The sequence below is a fragment of the Planotetraspora mira genome, from assembly GCF_016863275.1.
Taxonomy (GTDB): domain Bacteria; phylum Actinomycetota; class Actinomycetes; order Streptosporangiales; family Streptosporangiaceae; genus Planotetraspora; species Planotetraspora mira.
The window spans coordinates 166,352-188,330 of sequence record NZ_BOOO01000022.1 but is presented as its reverse complement, the minus strand read 5'-3'; the positions used below and the strand labels follow the sequence as shown (position 1 = coordinate 188,330).

General features: G+C 68.0%; 18 protein-coding genes. 10 read left to right on the top strand and 8 right to left on the bottom strand.

Annotation, left to right across the window (positions count from 1 at the left end):
• The first annotated feature begins 57 nt into the window (after positions 1–57).
• Positions 58–1,050 (top strand): LacI family DNA-binding transcriptional regulator, encoded by a 993-nt coding sequence (locus Pmi06nite_RS22160; RefSeq protein WP_203954986.1) that lies wholly within the window; start codon positions 58–60, stop codon positions 1,048–1,050.
• Between the two features lie 130 nt (positions 1,051–1,180).
• Here Pmi06nite_RS22160 and Pmi06nite_RS22155 read toward each other — a convergent pair whose 3' ends face one another.
• Positions 1,181–4,036, bottom strand: coding sequence for a galactose-binding domain-containing protein (locus Pmi06nite_RS22155; protein WP_203954985.1), 2,856 nt, complete (start codon positions 4,034–4,036; stop codon positions 1,181–1,183).
• A 290-nt stretch (positions 4,037–4,326) separates the two neighbouring features.
• Between Pmi06nite_RS22155 and Pmi06nite_RS22150 the strand changes: the two genes are divergently transcribed.
• The 6 genes from Pmi06nite_RS22150 to Pmi06nite_RS22125 all read left to right on the top strand — a co-directional run bounded on the left by Pmi06nite_RS22150 (position 4,327) and on the right by Pmi06nite_RS22125 (position 12,689).
• Positions 4,327–5,418, top strand: a complete 1,092-nt coding sequence (locus Pmi06nite_RS22150; RefSeq protein ID WP_203954984.1) for a LacI family DNA-binding transcriptional regulator — start codon at positions 4,327–4,329, stop codon at positions 5,416–5,418.
• A gap of 254 nt (positions 5,419–5,672) precedes the next feature.
• Positions 5,673–7,052 carry an extracellular solute-binding protein gene (locus tag Pmi06nite_RS22145; protein WP_203954983.1) on the top strand — a complete coding sequence of 460 codons (1,380 nt, stop codon included), beginning with the start codon at positions 5,673–5,675 and terminating at the stop codon, positions 7,050–7,052.
• A gap of 153 nt (positions 7,053–7,205) precedes the next feature.
• Entirely contained in the window at positions 7,206–8,063 is an 858-nt protein-coding gene (locus Pmi06nite_RS22140; RefSeq protein WP_239114105.1) for a carbohydrate ABC transporter permease, read from the top strand.
• A 12-nt stretch (positions 8,064–8,075) separates the two neighbouring features.
• Entirely contained in the window at positions 8,076–9,059 is a 984-nt protein-coding gene (locus Pmi06nite_RS22135) for a carbohydrate ABC transporter permease (RefSeq protein WP_203954981.1), read from the top strand.
• A 30-nt stretch (positions 9,060–9,089) separates the two neighbouring features.
• Positions 9,090–10,670 (top strand): glycoside hydrolase family 13 protein, encoded by a 1,581-nt coding sequence (locus tag Pmi06nite_RS22130; RefSeq protein ID WP_203954980.1) that lies wholly within the window; start codon positions 9,090–9,092, stop codon positions 10,668–10,670.
• A gap of 18 nt (positions 10,671–10,688) precedes the next feature.
• Positions 10,689–12,689 carry a glycosyl hydrolase family 28-related protein gene (locus tag Pmi06nite_RS22125; protein WP_203954979.1) on the top strand — a complete coding sequence of 667 codons (2,001 nt, stop codon included), beginning with the start codon at positions 10,689–10,691 and terminating at the stop codon, positions 12,687–12,689.
• A gap of 256 nt (positions 12,690–12,945) precedes the next feature.
• Here the strand turns inward: Pmi06nite_RS22125 and Pmi06nite_RS22120 are convergent, their stop codons facing one another.
• The 3 genes from Pmi06nite_RS22120 to Pmi06nite_RS22110 form a co-directional block, all read right to left on the bottom strand.
• Positions 12,946–13,161 carry a DUF397 domain-containing protein gene (locus Pmi06nite_RS22120; RefSeq protein WP_203954978.1) on the bottom strand — a complete coding sequence of 72 codons (216 nt, stop codon included), beginning with the start codon at positions 13,159–13,161 and terminating at the stop codon, positions 12,946–12,948.
• A gap of 931 nt (positions 13,162–14,092) precedes the next feature.
• Entirely contained in the window at positions 14,093–14,308 is a 216-nt protein-coding gene (locus Pmi06nite_RS22115; protein ID WP_203954977.1) for a DUF397 domain-containing protein, read from the bottom strand.
• A gap of 45 nt (positions 14,309–14,353) precedes the next feature.
• On the bottom strand, positions 14,354–15,205 hold the full coding sequence (locus Pmi06nite_RS22110) for a helix-turn-helix domain-containing protein (RefSeq protein ID WP_203954976.1): 852 nt from the start codon (positions 15,203–15,205) through the stop codon (positions 14,354–14,356).
• Between the two features lie 346 nt (positions 15,206–15,551).
• Between Pmi06nite_RS22110 and Pmi06nite_RS22105 the strand changes: the two genes are divergently transcribed.
• Positions 15,552–15,881 carry a hypothetical protein gene (locus tag Pmi06nite_RS22105; protein WP_203954975.1) on the top strand — a complete coding sequence of 110 codons (330 nt, stop codon included), beginning with the start codon at positions 15,552–15,554 and terminating at the stop codon, positions 15,879–15,881.
• Positions 15,882–16,064: 183 nt separating this feature from the next.
• On the opposite strand, the gene mscL is transcribed toward Pmi06nite_RS22105, so the two are convergent.
• The 4 genes from mscL to Pmi06nite_RS22085 all read right to left on the bottom strand — a co-directional run bounded on the left by mscL (position 16,065) and on the right by Pmi06nite_RS22085 (position 19,752).
• A complete protein-coding gene (gene mscL, locus Pmi06nite_RS22100) occupies positions 16,065–16,499 on the bottom strand; it encodes a large conductance mechanosensitive channel protein MscL (protein WP_203954974.1) in 435 nt (144 codons plus the stop codon).
• 219 nt (positions 16,500–16,718) lie between these two features.
• On the bottom strand, positions 16,719–18,026 hold the full coding sequence (locus tag Pmi06nite_RS22095) for a serine/threonine-protein kinase (RefSeq protein ID WP_203954973.1): 1,308 nt from the start codon (positions 18,024–18,026) through the stop codon (positions 16,719–16,721).
• Positions 18,013–19,017 (bottom strand): LacI family DNA-binding transcriptional regulator, encoded by a 1,005-nt coding sequence (locus tag Pmi06nite_RS22090; RefSeq protein ID WP_203954972.1) that lies wholly within the window; start codon positions 19,015–19,017, stop codon positions 18,013–18,015. Before Pmi06nite_RS22090 ends, Pmi06nite_RS22095 begins: the two co-directional genes overlap by 14 nt.
• A 207-nt stretch (positions 19,018–19,224) precedes the next feature.
• Positions 19,225–19,752, bottom strand: a complete 528-nt coding sequence (locus Pmi06nite_RS22085; RefSeq protein WP_203954971.1) for a hypothetical protein — start codon at positions 19,750–19,752, stop codon at positions 19,225–19,227.
• 148 nt (positions 19,753–19,900) lie between these two features.
• Here Pmi06nite_RS22085 and Pmi06nite_RS22080 point away from each other — a divergent pair, with 148 nt between their 5' ends.
• Both Pmi06nite_RS22080 and Pmi06nite_RS22075 read left to right on the top strand, forming a co-directional pair.
• Positions 19,901–20,590: a response regulator transcription factor gene (locus tag Pmi06nite_RS22080; protein ID WP_203954970.1), complete on the top strand. Its 690-nt coding sequence runs from the start codon at positions 19,901–19,903 to the stop codon at positions 20,588–20,590.
• 10 nt (positions 20,591–20,600) lie between these two features.
• Complete coding sequence (locus Pmi06nite_RS22075; RefSeq protein WP_203954969.1) at positions 20,601–21,917, top strand: ATP-binding protein; 1,317 nt, start codon at positions 20,601–20,603, stop codon at positions 21,915–21,917.
• Positions 21,918–21,979 lie beyond the last annotated feature (62 nt).

Here is a 21,979-nt window from a genome sequence, read left to right as displayed (position 1 = left end):
GCTTGACAACGCAAGTGATCGCAAAGGTACGGCATTAGCCGTCGTATGCTTGCGCCCATGACGCGACGGCTTGCTGAAGTTGCGAAAAAAGTGGGGGTCAGCGAGGCCACGGTCAGCCGCGTCCTCAATGGCAAGGCGGGGGTCTCCGAGGCCACCCGTGAAGCGGTGCTGACCGCCCTCGACGTGCTGGGATACGAGCGGCCGACCCAGCTGCGCGGCGAACGTGCCCGGCTGGTCGGGCTCGTCCTGCCCGAGTTGCAGAACCCGATCTTCCCAGCGTTCGCGGAGGTCGTCGGTGGTGCGCTCGCCCAGCAGGGATTCACGCCGGTGTTGTGCACGCGGACCGTCGGCGGAGTCTCCGAGGCCGACTACGTCGACCTGCTGCTCCAGCAGCAGGTCTCGGGCGTGGTCTTCGCCGGCGGGCTGTACACGCAGTCGGGCGTCGTGCATGAGCACTATCTCCGGCTGATCGACCGGCGCCTTCCGACCGTGATGGTGAACGCGGCCGCCGACCACTGGGAGTTCCCGCGTGTCTCCTGCGACGACACGATCGCGGTGGAGCAGTCCATGGCACACCTGCGCGCGCTGGGCCACGAGCGCATCGGCCTGATCGTGGGCCCGCCGGATCACATGCCGTCGATCCGCAAGCTCGACGCGTTCCGCGGGCAGGGCGGCCAGCGGGTCGAGCACACCATGCACTCGCTGGAGGGCGGCCACGCGGCGGCGGTGAAGCTGCTGCGACAGCAGGTCACCGGCATCGTCTGCGGCAGTGACCCGCTCGCGCTCGGCGCGATCAGGGCGGCCAGGCGTGAGGGGATGCGCGTCCCCGACGACGTCTCGGTCATCGGGTACGACGACTCGGCGCTGATGAACTGTGTCGACCCGCCGCTGACCACCATCCGGCAGCCGATCGAGGCGATGGGCAGGGCCGTCGTGGAGCTGCTGGTCAGCCAGATCGACGGCGCGGCCGTGGCGACGGGGGAGCTTCTCTTCGAACCCGAGCTCGTCGTCCGGTCGTCGACGGGGCGAATGGGAGCTCTCACGTCCTGAGCGTTCCGGCGAATCCGGATGAGAATGGATGGGCACGGCGAGAACGGAACCCGGAGAAGGAGGCGTCCACTCCTTCTCCGGGCCTCCCGTTGAAGGAGGCGTCCACTCCTCCAACGGGCTTCCGTTCCGACTACGAGGCGTACGCCTCGAACTCGGAGATCTGGCCGGCGGGCCAGCCGGTGTTGCCGGTGATGTTCAGCCGCAGGTAGCGCCTGCTGGTCGCCGGGAAGGTGATCGTCGCGGTGTTGCCGCTGGCGGGGTTGAACGTGTAGCCCGCGGATCCTGTGATCGTGCTGTAGGTGGAGCCGTCGGTGCTGCCCTGGAGGGACAACGTCTGGGTGCGGGTGGCCCAGGCGGCGGCGGGCGGCAGCTTGAGCACGACCTTGCTGACGCTGGTGGCGGAGCCGAGGTCGACGGTCAGCGTCTGGGGGAAGGCGTTGTTGGCCGACTCCCAGTAGGTGTTCGCGTTGCGGTCGTCGGCGTTGCCGGCCACGTAGACGTCAGAGTGGCTGCTCGCGCTGATCGGCCTGCCCCCGGCCAGATTCCCTCCGGCAGGAGGAGTGGGCGTGGGAGTCGGGGTCGGGGTCGGCGTGGGGGTGACGGGCGGCGGGGTCGATCCGGACCCGTAGACCTCGAGCGCCGAGAGTTGCCCGGCCGGCCAGCCCGTGTTGCCCGTGACGGTGATCCGGACGTAGCGGGCGTCGGCCGCGTTGAACGAGATGTTCACGGTGTTGCCGCTCGCGGGATCGAAGGTGCGTCCCGCCGACGCGGCGAGCGTCGTGAAGTTCGACCCGTCGGTGCTGCCCTGAACGGACAGGGTCTGGGTGCGGGTGGCCCACGCCGAGCTCGGCGGCAGCTTCAGCGCGACCCGGTTCACGGATGCGACGCCGCACAGGTCGACGGTGATCGACTGCGGGAAGCTGTTGTTGGCCGACTCCCAGTAGCTGTTCGCGTCGCCGTCCACCGCGTTCGCGGGGCTGAACGACTGCGTGCTGGTGGTCGCGGTGGCGGGCTTGCCCCGGGCCAGGTCACCGGTCCCGACGGAACAGGTGGGCGGAGTCGGAGTCGGCGTGGGGGTCGGGGTCACCGGGGGAGTCGGGGTGGGGGTGTCCGGCGGCGGGGTGCCGGTGCCGTCGTAGATGTAGTTCGGCGTCGGCCACTGACCGGTGCAGGTGGTCGAGGACGGACTCCAGCCGGAGTTGCCCGTGCCGTACACGGGGGAGAACGCGTTGCCCACGCAGTTGTGGATCGCGGTCCCCGCACCGATGTGGGCGGCGGTCACGTTGTTGAACGTGGTCGTCGCTCCCGACTGCGCCTGGATCATGTAGGTCCCGGTGCCGTCGATCTTCACATTGGAGAAGTTGACGGTGCTCGTGGTGCCCTCGATGAACTGGATGGCCTCGTACGAGCTGTCGATGATGTCGGTGTCGGTCACGTTGATGGTCGCGTTGACGGGTTCGTTGAGCCCGTCGAACCAGATGGCGCCGACGCCGAAGTTCCAGTTGAAGTCGCTGTTGCCGGCCCGGATCAGCGTGTTGCGCGCGGCCGTGATGGTGCCGGCGACCGCGGTGCCCTGGCCGGAGTTGACGCCCGGATAGCGGTTGGCGATGTGGATGCCGCCGCCGTTGGTCACCGTGTCGCTCACCACGTTGTCGGTGATCTTTATGTCCCTGCCGCCGTAGGTGACGATGTTGTTGGCGAGGACCGGCGCGACCACGGTGTTGAAGGTGAAGGAGTTGTTGACGTTCGCCACCCGGTCGGGCCACATCGCCAGGCCGTCGTCACCGCTGTTGCGTACGAAGGTGTTGGTCACCGTGGAGTTCGTGACGCCGGTGTGGAAGTTCACGCCGTCGGCGGTCTGGTCGAGGATGCGGCTGTTCTTGATGGTGAAGTTGTTCATCGGGCCGTCCATCCAGGCCCCGACCTTGGTGTGCTGGATCCAGAGGTTGTCCACCACGGAGTCGGTCATCGCGCCGCCGAGGGCGTTCACCTGGTCGTCGTCCACCCGCTCGGTGATCTCACCGATGATGGCGAAGTCCCTCAGGGTGACGCCCCGGCTCGGGCCGCCCGCCTCGTGGGACCGGATGGGACCGGTGTATCCGCCGCCGCTGACGTACTTGCCGTAGATGCCGGCGGCGCGGTTGCGCTGGGTGGGGTCGCGGCCGGTGAGCACGCTGTACCAGGGGCCGGCGCCGCGGAGCGTCACGCCGTCCACGACCACGTGGTCCCAGAGCGTGTAGGTGCCCGCGGGGATGTAGACGGCCTTGCCCTGGGCCTTTCCGGCGTCGACGGCCGCCTGGAACGCGGCGGTGGAGTCGCTCGTGCCGTTGCGGACGGCGCCGAAGTCGTCGACGGACAACGATCCGGCGGGCTGGGGGACCGGGTCGGGCACCAGTTCGAAGTCGGCGAGGTCCACCACGAACCAGGGGGAGGCCGAGGTGGAGGCCACCTGGATCCTGACCTTGGTGCCGGCCGCCAGGGTCGAGCCGAACATGGTGCGGGTCTCGTCGTAGAAGTGGTGGGGCTGGTTGCCCGGCTGGTTGCCGAACGGGTAGCCGCCGTAGTACCAGCCGTACTTCGAGGTGAACGACAGGTCCTTCAGTTTGGTCCCGTTGACGCGCAGGTCGATGGGGGCGGTGATGCCCGTGCCGGCCGAATTGTCCGGCACGCTGTACCGCACCGTCATCGCGTTGGCGGCCTTGGGCAGGGTGAACTCGACGTACTCGCCCGCCGCGTCGAGCCGTACGGCGCGGCGTCCCGACGCCTCCGACGGCAGGCGCGTGTACACCCGGTCGGAACCGATCACTTCGCCGTTCGTCGCGGCGGACTCGGCTTCGATCTCGGTGAAGGGCACGGTCGCGCCGCGGCCGGAAACGGAGAAGGGCGAGGGCGACACCGCCGCCGAGGAGGAACTCGGGAACGTGACCACGCTCCCAAGGGCGATCAGCGCCCCGGCCACCGCGATGGCGGCTCCGGATCGTTTCATGAGTGACCCTTTCTGCATGAAGATCCGCGAGGGACGACGGGGACGCTGAACCGTCGACCTCTGCAACATGGTGAGGTGGCCCACACATTAGGTTCACGAACACGCAACTGCAATATTTCGACGAGAAGTCGCAATATCACGCCACAGTTACGTCAGCGACCAACCTGCAGGTGAACGGCCTGATGGAACGATCCTCCGCAGGTCAGATTTTCTTGACTGCTGGTGAGGGGTCCTGACCGGATGCGCAAGCTCATGAAAGTGCTTGCGCTATTTGTCGTATAGTTGCGCCTATGACTCGACGGCTTGCGGAAGTGGCCAAGAAGGTCGGCGTGAGCGAGGCGACCGTGAGCCGCGTGCTCAACGGCAAGCCCGGCGTCTCCGAGACCACTCGCGAGGCCGTGCTGACCGCCCTCGACGTGCTCGGATACGAGCGGCCGACCCAGCTGCGCGGGGACAGGGGCCGCCTGGTCGGCCTGGTCCTCCCCGAGCTGCAGAACCCGATCTTCCCCGCCTTCGCCGAGATCGTCGGCGGCGCCCTCGCCCAGCAGGGGTTCACCGCGGTGTTGTGCACCCGGACGGTCGGCGGGGTGTCGGAGTCGGACTACGTCGACCTGCTCCTCCAGCAGCACGTCTCGGGCATCGTCTTCGCCGGCGGCCAGTACGCCCAGGGCGACGCGCCCCACGACCACTACGAGCGAGTGCTGGAGCGGAAGCTGCCCACGGTGCTGGTCAACGCGGCCGTGGACCACCTCGGTTTCCCCCAGGTGTCCTGCGACGACGCCGCGGCCGCCGAGATGGCGCTCGGGCACCTGCTCGCACTCGGCCATCGCCGGATCGGCATGCTCCTCGGCCCTCCCGACCACGAGCCGTCGCGGCGCAAGCTGGCCGCCTTCCGCGCGTTCGCCGACGCCAACGACCTCGAACTGCTCGCTGACCAGGTCGAACACACCATGTTCTCCGTCGAGGGCGGGCATGCGGGAGCGGCCAAGCTCATCCGTGCGGGCGTCACCGGCGTGATCTGCGCGAGCGACGTCCTGGCCCTCGGGGCCATCCGGGCCGCCCGCCGCGCGGGCCGTGCCGTACCCGAGGAGTTCTCGGTCATCGGCTATGACGACTCGGCCCTCATGAACTGCATCGATCCGCCGTTGACCACGGTCCGCCAGCCGATCGACGCCATGGGCCGTGCGGCGGTCGAACTGCTGGTGGCGCAGATCGACGCCGCCAGCGTCCCCGCGAACGAACTGCTCTTCGAGCCTGAACTGGTGGTCCGGTCCTCGACCGCGCCCGCGCCGCGTGCGGACTTGCCGGGCGGGCGAAGCGGGTCATCCCAGGCCTCGGCGGCCGGGAGATCCCCGCAGCGTCTGGCCCCCGTGATCGAGTAGGCGTACCCTCTCGGAGCCCCTGGACCCCTTGTGTCCAGGGGCTCCGTCGTTTCACGCAGTGTGACAACGATCATGCGGTGAGGTTTCCCCGGGTTCACTGTCACTTTTTTGCATCATGAATGACAGAGTATTGCTGCGTTCTGCATGTCTCTGTATGTTTCTCGCAACCGAGCTGGATCGGAGGCGCCCCCCATGCCCCCGAGACAGCGAGCTCCAAAACGGGTCGTGGTTCGCCGTTCCAGGAGGGAACAATCATGAAACCCCGCAACCTCTCAATAGTTCTGGCCGCGGGCTTGGCCCTGGCGGCGGCGGGCTGTGGCAGTAGCGACGACGGCGCCGCCGCGAGCAAGTCCGCCGCGCCGTCCGCCAACCCCAACGCCCCGGTGTCGATCAGCGTCAACTGTGAGCCGCCGAAGACGAACAAGGTGCAGCGCACGACCTTCGAAGAGGACGTCGCGGCCTTCCAGAAGCTGTACCCGAACATCACGGTCTCGAAGGTCACCGACGCCTTCCCCTGCTACGACCCGAAGACCTTCGAGCCCAAGCTGGCCAGCGGCGACCTCGAGACGGTCTTCTACGTCAACTTCCCCAACGTGGGCCGCCTCATCGAGAGCGGGCAGGCCGCCGACATCTCCTCCTACGTCAACGAGCTGAAGACGTTCCCGGACTACAACAGCTCGCTCGACCTGTTCAAGAAGGACGGCAAGGTCTACGGCCTGCCGACCGACGGTTACGGCATGGGCCTGGTCTACAACAAGGACGTCTTCACCAAGGCCGGCCTCGACCCGAACACCCCGCCCAAGACCTGGGCCGAGGTGCAGGCCGCCGCCAAGAAGATCGCGGCGCTCGGTCCCGGTTACGTCGGGTACGGCGAGTACAGCGGCGGCAACACCGGTGGCTGGCACTTCACCGCCTCGCTCTACGGCCGCGGCGGCTCGGTCATCAGCGACGACGGCAAGAAGGCCGCCTTCAACACGCCCGAAGGCAAGGCCGTGCTGCAGAACCTCCAGCAGATGCGGTGGACCGACAACAGCATGGGCTCCCAGCTGTACATCGAGTGGCCGGCGCTCATGAAGGCCATGGCCGGCGGCAAGATGGGCATGATGCTGGGCGCGCCCGACGTGCTCATCTCGCTCCGCAACGACTTCGGCGGCAAGTTCGAGAACTACTCCGTCACCGCTCAGCCCGAGGCCAAGGCCCTGCTCAACGGCGGCGCCGGCTACATGATCAACCCGAAGGCCACCCCGGACCAGATCAGGGCCGGTCTCAAGTGGATCGAGTACGAGTTCCTCACCCCGGGCAAGGGCCAGCTCGACTACGTGCGGGCCAAGGGCCAGGACCTGACCGTCGGTCAGCCCTACCCCGACCTTTACGGCGCGGACACACCGTCGGGCAAGGCGGTCACCGACCTGCGCGCGGCGAACGCCAACATCGACGCCGCACAGTTCGCCGGATGGGTCGAAGGCTCCAAGGGCATCTCGCCGAAGCCGGAGCCCGGACCGTACGCCCAGGAGATCTACGCGATTCTCGACACCCCGATGTCGGCCGTCCTCACCCGGAAGGACGCCAACGTCGACCAGCTCCTGTCCGACGCTGAGGCGAAGGTCAACTCCATGCTCGCCTCGAAGAGCTGACCGTTCGATAATCCGGGGCGCCGCCCGTGGCCGTCATCCGGCCACGGTCGGCGCCCCGGCAAGCACGTCGAGATCGGAATCACAACGATGACCACAGCGAGTATCCCGGTAACGAACCGCAGGCGGCGGCAGCCCTCGAAGCTGCGGCGTTCCGTGCGACGCAATCTGACCGCCTATGGATTCCTCTGCGGCGCTCTTATCTGTTTCGCGTTCTTCTCCTGGTATCCGATGGTCCGGCAGGTCATCCTCAGCTTCCAGAAGACGAACTTCGTGGACGCGCCCGAATGGGTGGGGTTGAAGAACTTCCGCACCGTCTTCAGCGACCCGGCCTTCGCGCCCGCGTGGATCAACACCGCGATGTTCACGCTGCTCGCACTGCTGTGCGGCTACGTGATTCCCTTCATCACCGCGATCGTCCTCAACGAATTACGCCACGCGCGCGCCTACCTGCGCTTCGTCGTCTACCTGCCGGTCATGCTGCCCCCCGCGGTGGGCGTCCTGCTGTTCCAGTGGTTCTACAACCCTGACTACGGACTGTTCAACCAGGTCCTCGGCTTCTTCCACCTGCCCGGGCTCCAGTGGCTCAACTCGAGCGGCACCGCCCTGATCTCGCTGGTCATCGTCTCCACCTGGATGAACATGGGCAGCGGCACCCTGATCTACCTCGCCGCCCTGCAGACCATCCCGAGCGAGCTGTACGAGGCCGCCGAGTTGGACGGCGCCGGCCTCTTCAAGCGGATCAGGCACATCACGATCCCGCAGACCAAGCTGATCCTGCTGGTGATGCTGCTGCTGCAGATCGTGGCGACCATGCAGGTCTTCATCGAGCCCTATCTGCTCACCGGCGGCGGCCCCGAGAACTCGACGGTCACCGTCGTCTATCTCATGTATCAGTACGCCTTCAACTTCGGCAGCCTGAACGCGGGCAACGCCCTCGGCCTGATGCTCATGCTCGTGCTCATGGTGTTCTCCGCCATCTACCTGCGCGTCTCGCGCGACAACACGGTGTAAGGGGGAGCGACCATGTCCAATGTCACTGTCACGCCGGGTCGTTCCGCGCAAACGCCGCTCACTCCCGGCCGGGAGGGGCGCGACGGGGGCCGGGACCGGCGCCCGCGCAAGCCGATCAACACGCAGTTCCGCACCGCCGTCTCGCCGCACCAGCTCAACACCACCCACGGCCGGATCATCTACTGGACCGTGCTGGTGATCACGGTCGTCAGCTTCACCGCCGCGTTCGTCTTCCCGCTCTACTGGATGATCACCGGCGCGATGAAGTCGACGGAGGAGCTCAATTCCATCCCGCCGACCTTCCTGCCGACCCACTTCTCGCTGGACGGCTACCTGCAGGCGTGGGATCTGCTTGAGCTGGGCAGGCTGCTCGGCAACACGGCCCTGTACGCGGGCGGCGCCTGGCTGCTGACCCTCGCGTTCGACGTCTCGGCGGCCTACGCCCTGTCCAAGCTCCGCCCGGTGCTCGGCAAGGTCGTCCTGGCCCTGATGTTGTCGACGCTGATGATCCCGCCGCTGGTCATCATGCTGCCGGCGTACCTCACCGTGAAGGACGTGCCGTTCTTCCACTGGGACCTGCTCAACACCCCGTGGGCGATCTGGCTGCCGGCCGCGGCGAACGGCTTCAACGTCTTCCTGCTCAAGCGCTTCTTCGACTCGATCCCCAGAGAACTGCTGGAAGCCGCCGAGATCGACGGCGCGTCGCCCGGCCGCATCCTGTGGTCGGTGGTGATGCCGATCTCCCGCCCGATCCTCGGCGTGGTCTCCATCCTCACCGTGGTGAACGTCTGGCGGGACTTCGTCTGGCCGCTGCTGGTCCTGCCGGACAGCGACAAGATGTCCATCAGCATCGGCATCGCCTCGCTGTCCTCGCAGATGCCGCAGAACGTGCTGGTCGCCTCGCTGGTGATCGCGAGCATCCCGACCATCGTCGTCTTCTTCATCTTCCAGCGCCACATCATGGCCGGTCTCACCGCCGGCAGCCTCAAGGGCTGACGCCCTTCACCGTAAGGAGCTGTATTCAGCATGCCCGGCAGCACGTCCCCGGGGACGATTCGCAATCCCGACGGATGGTGGAGGGGTGCCTCGATCTACCAGGTCTACCTGCGCAGTTTCGCCGACGGTAACGGCGACGGCACAGGTGACCTGGCAGGGCTGCGGGCACGTCTCCCGTATCTTTCCGAGCTCGGTGTGGACGCCATCTGGCTGAATCCGTGGTACCCGTCGCCCATGGCCGACGGCGGCTACGACGTGGCCGACTACCGGAACATCGAGCCGGTCTTCGGCACGCTGGCCGAGGCGGAGAAGCTCATCGAGGAGGCGCACGACCTCGGCATCCGCACCATCGTCGACGTCGTCCCCAACCACGGCTCCGACCAGATGGTCTGGTTCCAGGAGGCGCTGGAGGCCGGTCCCGGTTCGGAGGCTCGGGAGCGGTTCTGGTTCCGTCCTGGAAACGGCGACGGCCCGCCGAACGGCTGGAAGTCGATCTTCGGTGGGCCGGCGTGGACCCAGGTCCCCGACGGCGAGTGGTACCTGCACCTGTTCGCGCCCGAGCAGCCCGACTTCAACTGGAACAACCCCGCCGTGCGGGAGGAGTTCCTCGACGTGCTGCGCTTCTGGTTCGACCGGGGCGTCGACGGCATCCGCATCGACTCCGCGGCCGTGCTCGTCAAGGACCTGGACAGCGTCGAGGAGTCCTACACCGACCACGACGGTGTCCACGAGATCTACCGCGAGTGGCGCCGCATCGCCGACGATTACGGACAGCGGGTCCTGATCGGCGAGGTCTGGCTGCCCGACCAGGAGCGGTTCGCCCTCTACCTGCGTCCCGACGAGATGCACACCGCGTTCAACTTCGCGTTCCTGGCGAGCCCCTGGGAGCCGGACGCCCTGCGCGACGTCATCGACATGACGCTGGCCACTCACGTGCCGATCGGCGCCCCCGCGACCTGGGTGTTGTCGAACCACGACGTGACCCGGCCGGCGACCCGGTTCGGCAGGGCGGACACGTCCTTCGACCACGGCGACCGCAAGCACGGCATGCCGTCCGACTTCGAGCTGGGCACCCGGCGGGCGCGCGCGGCGGCGCTCCTGGCGATGGCCCTGCCCGGCAGCGTCTACGTCTACCAGGGTGAGGAACTCGGCCTGTGGGAGGTCGAGGACATCCCCGACGACCTGCGCGAGGACCCGATCTGGGCCCGGTCGGGACACACCGACCCCGGTCGCGACGGCTGCCGGGTGCCGCTGCCGTGGTCGGGCGGCGAGCCGCCGTTCGGCTTCAGCACGGGCGTGCCCTGGCTGCCGCAGCCCGCGGGCTGGAGCACGATGACGGTCGAGGACCAGCTGGCCGACCCCGAATCGATGTTGTCCCTCTACCGCGCTGCTCTGGGCATCCGCCGCGAGCGGCTCGGAGACGGTGTGATGGCCTGGCTGCCCCTGGGGGACGGCGTCCTGGCCTTCACTCGCGACTCCGGCCTGATCTGCGTGGTCAACCTCGGCTCCCAGCCGGTACGGCTCCCGCCGCACGAGTCGATCCTGCTGACGAGCGGACCCCTTGACGGTGATCTTCTGCCCACCGACACCACCGCCTGGCTTTCCTCCTGAAGGTAGGTCACACCCCCCATGCTCAGATCCCTCTTATCCGTGGCCCTTGCGGCCACCGGTCTCGTAGCGCTGTCGGCTCCCGCCTCCGCCTCCACCTCGGCGTCCCCGGTCGTGACGCGCGCCGCCCTCGCCCCGTCGCTCGTCGCGGGCCGGGGCGCGAGCGTCGACTTCGCCGAGCAGGAGGCGGAGAACGCCAGGACGAACGGCTCGGTCATCGGCCCGGACCGCACCGCGTACACGTTGCCCGCGGAGGCATCCGGCCGTAAGGCGGTCAAACTCACGCCCGGGCAGTACGTCGAGTTCACGTTGCCGAGCGCGGCCAACGCGATCAACGTGCGGTACAGCATCCCCGACGCGCCGGGGGGCGGCGGCATCACCTCGCCGCTCGACGTCACGGTGAACGGCAAGAACCGCACCACCATGACCCTCACGTCGCAGTACGCGTGGCTGTACAACCAGTATCCGTTCACGAACGACCCGAACGCGGACCTGCTGCACCCCGACTGGTGGATCACCGAGTGCGCGTGCGTGCCCAACGCCACGACGCCCACCCCGACGATCACCAAGCCGTTCCGCCCGAACCACTTCTACGACGAGCAGCGTCTGCTGCTCGGCCAGAAGTACCGCGCGGGCGACAAGGTGCGGCTGGCCGTCCCCGCCGGCGCGAAGGCCGCGTGGACGGTCATCGACGTCTTCGACTCGCAGCTCGTCGGGGCGCCGAAGGTCAACCTGCTCGCGGCGAACGTGCTGGCGTTCGGCGCCGACCCGTTCGGCAAGCGCGACTCCGCCGGCGCGTTCGACAAGGCGATCGCGTTCGCGAAGCGCATCCACCTGAAGGTCTACGTCCCGCCGGGCACCTACCAGGTGAACCGCCACATCATCGTCGACGACGTGACGATCGAAGGCGCCGGCAGCTGGTACACGATCATCAAGGGCCGTGAGGTGGCGCTGAGCACGCCGGCCCCCGACGGTTCCGTGCACACCGGTGTCGGGTTCTACGGCAAGGACGCGTCGGTCGGCGGCAGCAGGAACGTCCACCTGTCCGGCTTCGCGATCGAGGGCGACGTCCGCGAGCGCATCGACACCGACCAGGTGAACGGCATCGGCGGCGCGATGAGCGACTCGACCATCGACGGCCTCTACATCCGCCACACCAAGGTGGGCCTGTGGTTCGACGGCCCGATGAAGAACGTGAAGGTCACGAACAACGTCATCGTCGACCAGATCGCCGACGGCCTGAACTTCCACACCGGCGTCACGAACTCGCTCGTGAAGAACAACTTCATCCGCAACACGGGTGACGACGCCCTCGCCATGTGGTCGGAGAAGACCTCCAACGTCAACAACACGTTCGACCACAACACCGTGCAGACGCCGGTGCTCGCGAACGGCATCGCCATCTACGGCGGCAAGGACAACACGGTCTCGGGCAACCTGATCGCCGACCCGATCCGCGAGGGCAGCGCCATCCAGGCGGGCTCCCGCTTCGGCGCCGAGGCGTTCGCCGGGCACCTGTGGATCACCGACAACACCACGGTCCGCGCCGGCACGTACGAGCTGAACTGGAACATCGGCCTCGGGGCGATCTGGCTGTACGCGCTGGAGAAGAACATCGACGCGGACATCCAGGTCGTGGGGGACCACTTCCTCGACAACACCTACAACGCGATCATGCTCGTCAGCGACTTCCCGGTGAAGGACCTGTACTCGATCACGAACGTCCACTTCAAGGACATCAGGGTCGACGGCACGGGCACCTCGGTGGTCAGCGCCCGCGTGAAGGGTGCCGCGACCTTCCAGAACGTGGACGCCCGCAACGTCGGCGCGGTGGGCGTCAACAACTGCGGGTCGTTCAACTTCACCCCGGCCGGCTCGGAGTTCTCGCTGACGGACCTCGGCGGCAACGACGGCGGCGGCACCACCGGCCCCTGGCTCGCCCCCTGGGAGCTGCCGAACACCATCACCTGCGACGACCGCCCGCCGGTCATCGCGCCCCCGGCCCCGTCCCCGTGGTCATAGCCCACTAGGACGCCGCGCCTCCTGGCCGGCCGATGCGGGACCACTGTTCCGGGGGTTCCGCCCATGGCCGGCCCCAAAACTCCGGGGGGCGGGTTACCACCCGCCCCCCGGACGCCACCACCCACCGGTCGTAGGCCGACACATGCCGAAGGCGCATCCCAACCGGGATGCGCCTTCGTGCCGTCTGCGGCATGCCCGGGTCGTCCGGGACGGATCGGTGGGTACTCCGGTGGCCCCGTCAGGGCCGGATGGTCGGTCAGCGGCTGAGGCTGGCGACCGTGAAGACGCCTTCGCGCACGCCTGCCAGAAAGCCCTCCCACTCGTCGACGCTGAACACGAGAACGGGACTTTCATCGCCGCTCTTGCCGTCCCGCACGACGATTGAGCCGTTCTGGAAGGCCACCTCGACACAGCTGCCGCCTGTGCAATTGGAGTTCCATTTGGCGCCGTGAAAAGTGGTTTCCATCCCCATGTGCATCCTCTCCGGGAGGCCGACGAGGTCCCTCGTGAGATGTCATCACGCCCGATTGTAAATTGTGTGTCCTGATATGACCATCTTGGCACGTGTTGGGGTGGCTGCTGGGGCTGAGCGTTCGCGTGGTTCTCGGCGAAGACTGTGAGATGGTCAGCCGCCATAGAGCGAGGATCAACCCGATTGAACGTCACTGTTCCTCGGGCCGGATTCAGTCGTCGGGTGAATGGCTTTTTCTTGCCTGCCTGCCCCGGTCGCATCCCGGCTTGGTGAAAGTTCCGTGCTCTCGGTCTTTTCTGATCCAGGTATGACATCGATCGTTTGGGGTTCACTGTCGAGGATTATTGCATGAGCTTGTGCTCGGATTAGGGCCGCCTGTGCATCTCGTTCGCTCCGCACGTCCAAGTGACTGAATAGCCTGCCCGCGGCGGTCGTGATCGAGGGGAGGTAAAACAAGAATACGAAGATTAAAGCGATCGTGTAGCCGCCGGCAGTCGTTATGGCTGCCCACAAGAGGGCTTCTCTTGGTGACGTCGCGACAATTGATCGGATCGTCAGCCATATGCCGCCGCCTAGGCCGGGAGGTGCGACGATGGCAGTTATCAGGCTGGCGTAGCGGGTGGATCGCGATCCTCGTGGCACGTCATTCCTCCTTGGATCGACAAAGGATCGTGACCCTTTGCGTGGAGCGACGTGAGGACTCTTTGCCTCGAATCTCGAGCGAGCAGAAATGATGGCTTGTCGTTCCACTTATGGCCGGATTGAAGGCCGGTCAGGATAAATGATGACTGAACAGGCTGTAGCCACTCTTTTATCCGGATCGACCCAGGCGCTATCGTTCGAATTTTGTTTTCCAGATCTGATCTCGCGGGCCGATTATGAGATTCTGAGATGCACCCGGGATGCATCTCAGAATCTCCGAGGAAGTCGATCACGCGAGGCGGTCGTACTGACCCTTCCGCACCTTCGCCGCGAACTCGCTCCACTCGGAGGCCGTGTAGACGAGCACAGGCCCTTCTGGGTCCTTGGAGTCTCGGACGGCGACTATCTCGCCCGCCGTGGCGACTTCCACGCAATTGCCACCGGTGCACCGGCTGGCGGTGCGCCAATCAAGGTCAGAGAAGTGCGCAGAACGCGAGGACCTCATTGTCTCTCCTTGGGTGGGCCGGCCCCTGAGGGCGGGCAACCGTAATCACTCTGCGTACATCTTGACGGCTTCGGTGATCAGCGCAAGTGAGGCTCGTGGGTCGAGTGCGGAGGCTCTCAGATGATCGAGCACCTCTCGGTATTTCTCCAGCTCGGCGGGCCTCTCCATATAGGTGAGGCCCATGACCCCCTCGACGCACACCACATCGGAGACGGCCGCGTCGGCGATCTCCAGGAGGACGAAGGAATTGTCGAGGCCCATGTACGCCCCGACGCTGAACGGGATGACCTGAAGGGTGACGTGCGGCAGTTCGGCGATCTCGATCGCCCACTCGAGTTGTGCGCGCATGATCCCCCTGCTGCCGACATGGCGGCGCAGGACCGACTCGTCCAACAGGACCCAGTAGTCGGGCGGGTCATCCTGCATGATCAGCCGCTGCCTTCTCATCCTGGCGTCCACCCTCTCTTCGAGGACCTCGCGGCGGATGCGGGGGAGCAGACCCTGGAGGGTCGCCCTGGCGTACTCCTCCGTCTGCATGAGGCCGGGGATGAGACAGGTCGTGTGTTCGGTGATCGCCGAGGCGTCGGCCTCCAGGCCGATGAAGGGAGTGAGATCCAGGTCTTCGTAGTCCGTCCACCACCCGGGCTGCCGTGCTTCGCGCGCGAGTGTCATCAGGGTGTCGACGACGGACGAGTCCGTCAGTCCGTAGATGCGGCACAGGTCGCGGACGTCGCGCTGGCTGACGCCGCGCTGGGCGGTCTCCAGCCGGCTGATTTTGGCGGGCGAGCAGAGCAGCTCCTGCGCCACCTCGTCGAGGGTCAGGCCGCTGCCCTGGCGCAGTTCTCGCAGCCGGTTGGCGAGCTGGCGCCGGCGCAGGGTGGGGTTGGGACTCGCCATCGACGCGGTCTTCTTTCCTGGTGCCGCTGCGGGGGTTCGCACCGGGAGGCCGAAGGGGGACGACAGGGGTGTTGTTAAGCACCAAAGGTAACCGCCATTGGCAAAGGCCGGAGGTATCCGCCAAAGGTATATTCCGGTGGCAATTGCCAGTGACAGTTGTACGGCTTTACTTGGCGGGCGAAACTGGCTGTATACCGCACATCACCGCTATCGGTCCTCTGAAGGGGTTTCGGAAGAAGGGCGTGATTCCGGTCAGCGGTTTCCTTACTAGCGCTGGGCCGATGTCGCCACATCGGCCCAGCGGAGAAGACCACCCGAATTGCCGCTAAGCAAAGGACGATCCTTCGTGAATCGCAACCACATCGGCGTCCGTAATCGTCCCGAGGTGGGATTGCAGATGCGCATCGTCGCTCTCGCCTGGGCGCTCAGCGAATCGGCGTTCGCCGAGATCGACATGTTCGCCTGGGTGCAGCAATGGCAGATCGAGCGGACTTGGCGCACGCACAGCTATCGTGACAGGCGCTTCGCCGCGCTCATGGCCTGCTCGTCCTGCGCTGCCACCGGAGAGACGGACTCGGGAAGCGCCTGCCGTACCTGCCGGGGGGCGGGTCGGCTCAATCTGCTCGAACCGCCCGGGAGCCCGGACCAGGGAACGCCTGACAGCGCGCGTCGATGAGACGCGGCCACGGGCGAGCCGAGCACGCGGAAAGTGAGTGGTCGTCCGTGCCCACCGTGTGGGCGAGGTGGACCGTGCGCAAATAGGGCGCGTTCAAGGGGGTGCTCGGCTCGCCTGTTCATTCAGGCTCGGCCGCGGTGCGAGAAATCAGGGAGATCAGGGAGATCGGGGAGATCTGGCAGATCAGGCGGAGTGCCTGCCGGGGTGGATGGGGGCGGGGACGGTGAGCTCGGCGGTGCAGAAGGCGCAGCGGCGCGCGGCGACGGGGATGTCGCTCAGGCACTCGGGGCACGGCTTCTCGGTCGCCTCCTTGTCCTTCGTGAAGAGGCTGAGGAGCCGGGTCATCGGCATGACGACGAGCCAGTAGATGACGGCGGCGACGATGAGGAACGACAACGCATGGTTGATGAAGTCGCCGTACTTGAACTCCGCGCCGTTCACGTGAAAGACGTACTTCGAGAAGTCGGGCTGGCTGCCGCCCGTCGCCGCGGCGATGAGGGGGGTGATGACATCGGCCACGAGGGCCTCGATCAAACCGCTGAAGGCGGCGCCGATGACGACGGCGACCGCGAGCTCCACGAGGTTGCCGCGCATCAGGAATTTCTTGAATCCGGTCATGGGGGTATGACCTATCCGGTTTGGTCAACACTGTGCAAGCTGGACGGCAAGATCTCGGTTACGGCTCGACAGCGGAGCTGACCGGATCGGCAGGCCTCACGACTGACGCCGCAGGTCGGCCGACAGGCGGGCGGCGCGAGTGGCGAGGTGGTCACGCCTGACGGAACCTTCTCGGCGAGCATCCGGAAAATCGCGACCGACGTCCGCGAGCGCTCCCAGTCACCTACCGGAGAGCGCGCCCTCGACCTGGTCGAGGGCGTCGTCCAGCCTCCGCTTCAGCGAGGTGGGCAGCCGGCCCTCGCGCTGGCGGTCACCCAGCTTGTCCCGGACGCCAGCGACGCCGATCCGGTCGTTCACCGAGTTGCGCAGCACCTGCTTGAGGTCATGTGCGACGTCGGCGTCGATCTCCTGCGCCGATTCGCCGCCGTCCACCAGGGAGTCGAAGCGGGCGAGTGTGTGGTCGAGCGTCGTGCCGGTGCGGGTGGCCGTGCTTGGAGACGGAACGGCCGGATTCGTCGCGCCATCACCGGCGGAGGGCCCGGTCGCCGGACCGTCGCCCGGCATCGAGGTCTGGACCTGCACCGGCACGCCTGGGACTTCGCCCCGATCCCGCGCCTCCGCCGCGAGCAGGACGACGCCCAGCGCGATGACACCGGCCGCGGTCGCACCCCGGCCGAGACGGTGAGATCCACGTGGCCTGCTCGCCGATCGCAGAGCCGTCGCGAGCTCCCTGGCTCCCGGACGGAGGGCGGGGTCGGCCGCCAGGCAGCGCCGGCAGAGCTCCGCGATTCGCGCGGGCAGGCCGGGCACCCCGTCGGGGCTGGGCGGCGGCCCTTCGCGCCGCGCGGTCTCGATCGCCTCCCAGGTCTTCTCCGGGTACGGCGGAGCCCCGGTCAGCATCTCGAAGAGCAGGACGCCGAGGGAGTAGACGTCCACGGCCGGGTCGGCGGCCGGACTCCTGAGTCGTTCGGGGGCGACGTAGGGCGGCGTGCCGAAGTCGTCAACGAGGTGGTCGTCGGTCTCGCCGACGAAGGCCGCGATCCCGAAGTCGAGCAGCTTGGCACCGTCGGCGGCGAGCAGCACGTTCTCCGGGGTCACATCGCGGTGGACGATACCCCGTTCGTGCGCGGCCGCGAGCACCCTGGCCAGTCCCTGGGCTATCGCGGTCGCCTCGCGCCAGGGAAGCGGGCCCTCGGCGATCCGGTCGGACAGCGGGCGGCCCTCGAGCAGGCGCATGACCACATAGGCCGCGAGCCTCCCGCCGCTCGTCACGGTCTCGCCGTAGTCGTAGACCTCGATGGCGTCAGGGTGGATCAACCGGGCGGTCGCCCTCGCCTCGCGCCGGATCAGCTCCCGGCCGGGGTCGTCCCCGTCGAGCGAGCCGTCCAGCACCTTGATCGCGACCACGCGCTGGAGCGACTGGTCGAACGCGCGCCAGATGACCGACACCCCGCCTGTGGCGATCCGTTCCTGGAGCAGATAGCGACGGGTCAGGACGTCGCCCGCGCCGAGTTCAGCCCGATTCACGAACCACCAGTTCCGTGGGCAGGACGGGGTCGGTCGCGGGTGCCCCGCCGTCGCGCAGCGCCGTGAGGAGCAGTCGCGCCGCGAGAGTGGCCAGTTCCTCGACCGGCTGGCGGACCGTGGTCAGGGCGGGGGTGACATGCCGGGCCACCGGAGCGTCGTCGTAACCGATCACCGCGACGTCGCCGGGCACCGTGCGCCCCGCTCGGCGCAGGGTCTGCATCGCACCGGCCGCCATGACGTCGGACGCCGCGAACACCGCGTCGAGCCGCGGCGCACGCTGCATCAGCCACTGCATCGCGTGCGCGCCGGAGGCATGCGTGAAGTCGCCGTACGCCACGGGCGTCTCCATGACGCCGGCGTCGCGGAGCGCCTGCCGGAAACCCTCGAGACGGTCGCGCGCGGCGGGCAGGGTGGGGGGACCGGCGATCGTCGTGATGGCCTTCCGGTTGCCGAGCAGGAGATGCTCGGCCGCCTGACGCCCGCCGTCGCGGTTGTCCATGTCCACGTACGGCAACTCGACGCCGTCCGGTGGCCGCCCGACGCAGCGCACGGGGATGCCGGACGCCGCGAGCGTGACCGGGAGGGGGTGGCGCGCCCGCGGCCCGATGAGAAGCACTCCGTCGACGGCGCCCGCCATCAGAGGCGGCCCGGTGATCGAGGCCGTGGCCGGCGTGGCGGTCATGAGGACCAGCGGTATGCCGTGAGTCGCGAGCACCTCCTCGCAGGCCGACAGCAGCCTCGCGTAGTAGGGCTCGTTGAAGAGCCGCGGACTGTGCTCGCACACGACGGCCGCGATGACGTGGTCTGCTCGCCTGCCGGCGGATCCTCGCGGGGCCCGGCGCCGTACGTAGCCCAGGCGTGACATCGCGTCGTGCACCTGCCGGCGCGTCGACGTGGTGACGCGGACCGAGCCGGTGAGGACTCGGGACGCGGTCGCCGGGGAGACCCCGGCAGCGGCGGCTACCTCGGCGAGGGTGGGAGGATCGGTCATCCGGTCTCCTCGGCCCGAAAGTCAACACGGCTTGGGAGCGCTCCCAACGGAACGTATCATTGTTTCGCGCGTGTCAACAGAGGTTTCCTCGTCGTGAAGCCTTTCGGAGAATTCCCCGTCCGATATGCACGATCGGAGGCTGAGGCAACGCCTCGGGTAAGGGAAAGCGCGCATCTGTGAGTGCGCGCGAGAATGCCCGTCGCGGGGTCAGTTCTCGTAGGTGTCGAGTCGTGGCGGCGTGCCGTTCCAGGTGCAGAACGCCGACGACTCGTGCGGCTCACGGAGGAAGGCGACGCGGATCCAGGTCGCGGTCTCCCACACCCCGAGGCGGTAGCCGTCGTTGGGCGTGGCGGTCACCATCCGGCAGTCGTCGGCGGTGACCGCGATCGTCGCCTGGCCGCCCTTGAGCGTGAACGTGTGCAGGGTCTCACCGGGATCGTTCCTGGTGCTTGACCTGGGGCTGGGGCGGTGGGAGGCGCGGGGGGACGGCGGCGGCGAGTGCCGTACGGCGGAAGGGACGGGGCGAGGCGAAGAGGACTTCGCCTCCAGGGGCGAGCGTGCGGCGGAGGGCATGGCACGCGAGGTGCCGCCCACCTCTCCGGCCACCACCGGAGCCGGCGGCGCCTCGTCAATGACCGTGCTGCGCAGGACGTCGCGCACGCCGAGCCAGGAGATCCCCACGGCGAGCGCGGTGGCTCCGCACCAGGCGAGTATGTAACCGAGGGTCCGTTTCATCGGCCGCTCACTCTAGCGGCACTTGCTCATTCTGAGAGTGGGATATTCGCCATCATCCGTGTCTGACAAGCGAAATAACAGGACAAAACAGATATCAGACAGACAAAAATGGACGCGATTACCTTCGGGGCGTGTACGTTTCTGGCCCATGGCGACCGTTCTGCTGGTGGAGGACGACGAGTTCGTCCGTTCCGCGATCATCCGTGACCTGACCGGGCGCAGCCATGCGGTCCGCAGCGCGGGCCGCGCGCTCGACGCCCTGCGGGAGATCGCCCACTTCGCGCCCGACGTGGTGATCCTCGACCTGGGGCTGCCCGACCTCGACGGGGCGGAAGCGCTCAAGATGCTCCGGGCGATCTCGGACGTCCCGGTCATCGTGGCGACGGCCCGCGACGACGAGACGGAGATCGTGCGGCTACTGCGGGACGGGGCCGACGACTACCTGGTCAAGCCCTTCTCCGGCGACCACCTCAACGCCCGTCTCGAGGCGGTGTTGCGGCGGGCCCGCCCGGGCTCCACGTCGGCCGTGATCCGCGTCGGGGGTCTCACCGTCGACTCCGACCGCAGGGAGGCCGGCCTGGACGGTGTCTCTCTCGATCTCACCCGCCGGGAGTTCGACCTGCTGGCCTATCTGTGCGCCCGGCCCGGCCGGGTGGTGGCGAGGAAGGAACTGCTCGCCGAGGTGTGGCGGCAGTCCTACGGCGACGACCAGACGATCGACGTCCACCTGTCCTGGTTGCGGCGCAAGCTCGGCGAGAGCGCGTCACGGCCGCGCTACCTGCACACCGTCCGCGGGGTCGGCGTCCGGCTCAGCCCGCCGCCCGCCGGCCCGGAGTGAGGAGCCCGAGGTGAGGCGGAGCATCGCCCTCGTGGCGGTGGCCGTGACGGCGATGGTCGCGCTGGCGTTCCTCATCCCGCTCGCCATGGCGGTCAAGGAGATCGCCGAGACCCGGGCCATCGCCGAGGCCGAGCGACAGGCCACCACGATCGTCCCCGCACTGGTGGTCACCGACGACGCGGAGGCGTTGCGAAGGGCGCTGGCGAGCACCCCGGCCGGTGCCGCACGGCTCGCGGTGCACCTGTCCGGCGGCAGGACCGTCGGCTCCTCGCGGGTCACGGGCGCGGAGATCGCCAGGGCAGGTGAGCGGGCGAGGACGATACCGGTGTCCGGCGGATACGCGCTGCTCAAACCGGTGGCCCTCGCGGGTGGACGGCGGGTGGTCATCGAGGTCTACGCACCCGAGAAGGACGTGACGCGGGGGGTGGCGACGTCGTGGGCCGCGCTGACCGGCGTCGCCGTCGCCCTGGTCGCGGGCTCGGTCGCGGTCGGCGACCGGCTCGCGGCCCGGGTGGTGCGGGCGGCGCGACGGCTCGGCGACGCGGCGGCCTGTCTCGGTTCCGGTGATCTCTCCGTACGCGTCAAGCCGGACGGGCCACCCGAACTGGTCGCGCTCGGCAGGGCGTTCAACACGATGGCCGACCAGGTGGCCGGGCTCCTGTCGGCCGAGAGGGAGATGGCGGCCGACCTGTCCCACCGGCTGCGCACGCCGCTGACGGCGCTGCGGCTCAACGCCGGGGGCAGCGGCCCGGAGGCGGAGCAGAGCAGGCTCGCCATCGACCGGCTGGAACGCGCGGTCGACGAGATCATCGAGGCCGCCCGCAGGCCGACCCGCCCGATCCAGAGCGGTTGCGACGCGGCCGAGGTCCTGCGGGAGCGGCTCGCCTTCTGGTCGGCTCTGGCCGAGGACCAGGAGCGCCGCTGGGAACTGGTCGGGGCGGACGTGCCGAGCAGGGTGCCGGTCGCCGTGGCCGATCTCGGCGCGGCCGTCGACGCGCTGCTGGGCAACGTCTTGCGGCACACGCCGCAACGAACGGGATTCCGCGTCACCCTCCACCAGGGCGGCGGCATGGTCGGCGTCATGGTCGCCGATGCCGGGCCGGGGATCGCCGATCCGGAGGGCGCGTTGCGGCGAGGGCACAGCGGTGCCGGGTCGACCGGGCTGGGGCTCGACATCGTCCGCCGCCTCGCCGAGTCGACGGGGGGCAATGTCAGGATCGAGCCCTCGGCGCTCGGCGGCGTGTGCGTGACCCTGTGGCTCCGGACCGAGAGCAGGCCCGCCGAGTCGCGTCCCCGGCGCCTGCTGCGCCGCGGCCGGGCCCACTGACGACCGGATGGGCCTGGGGTGAAGCGTGGGACTTTGCGGCATGGTGGCGTGTTTCACCCCAC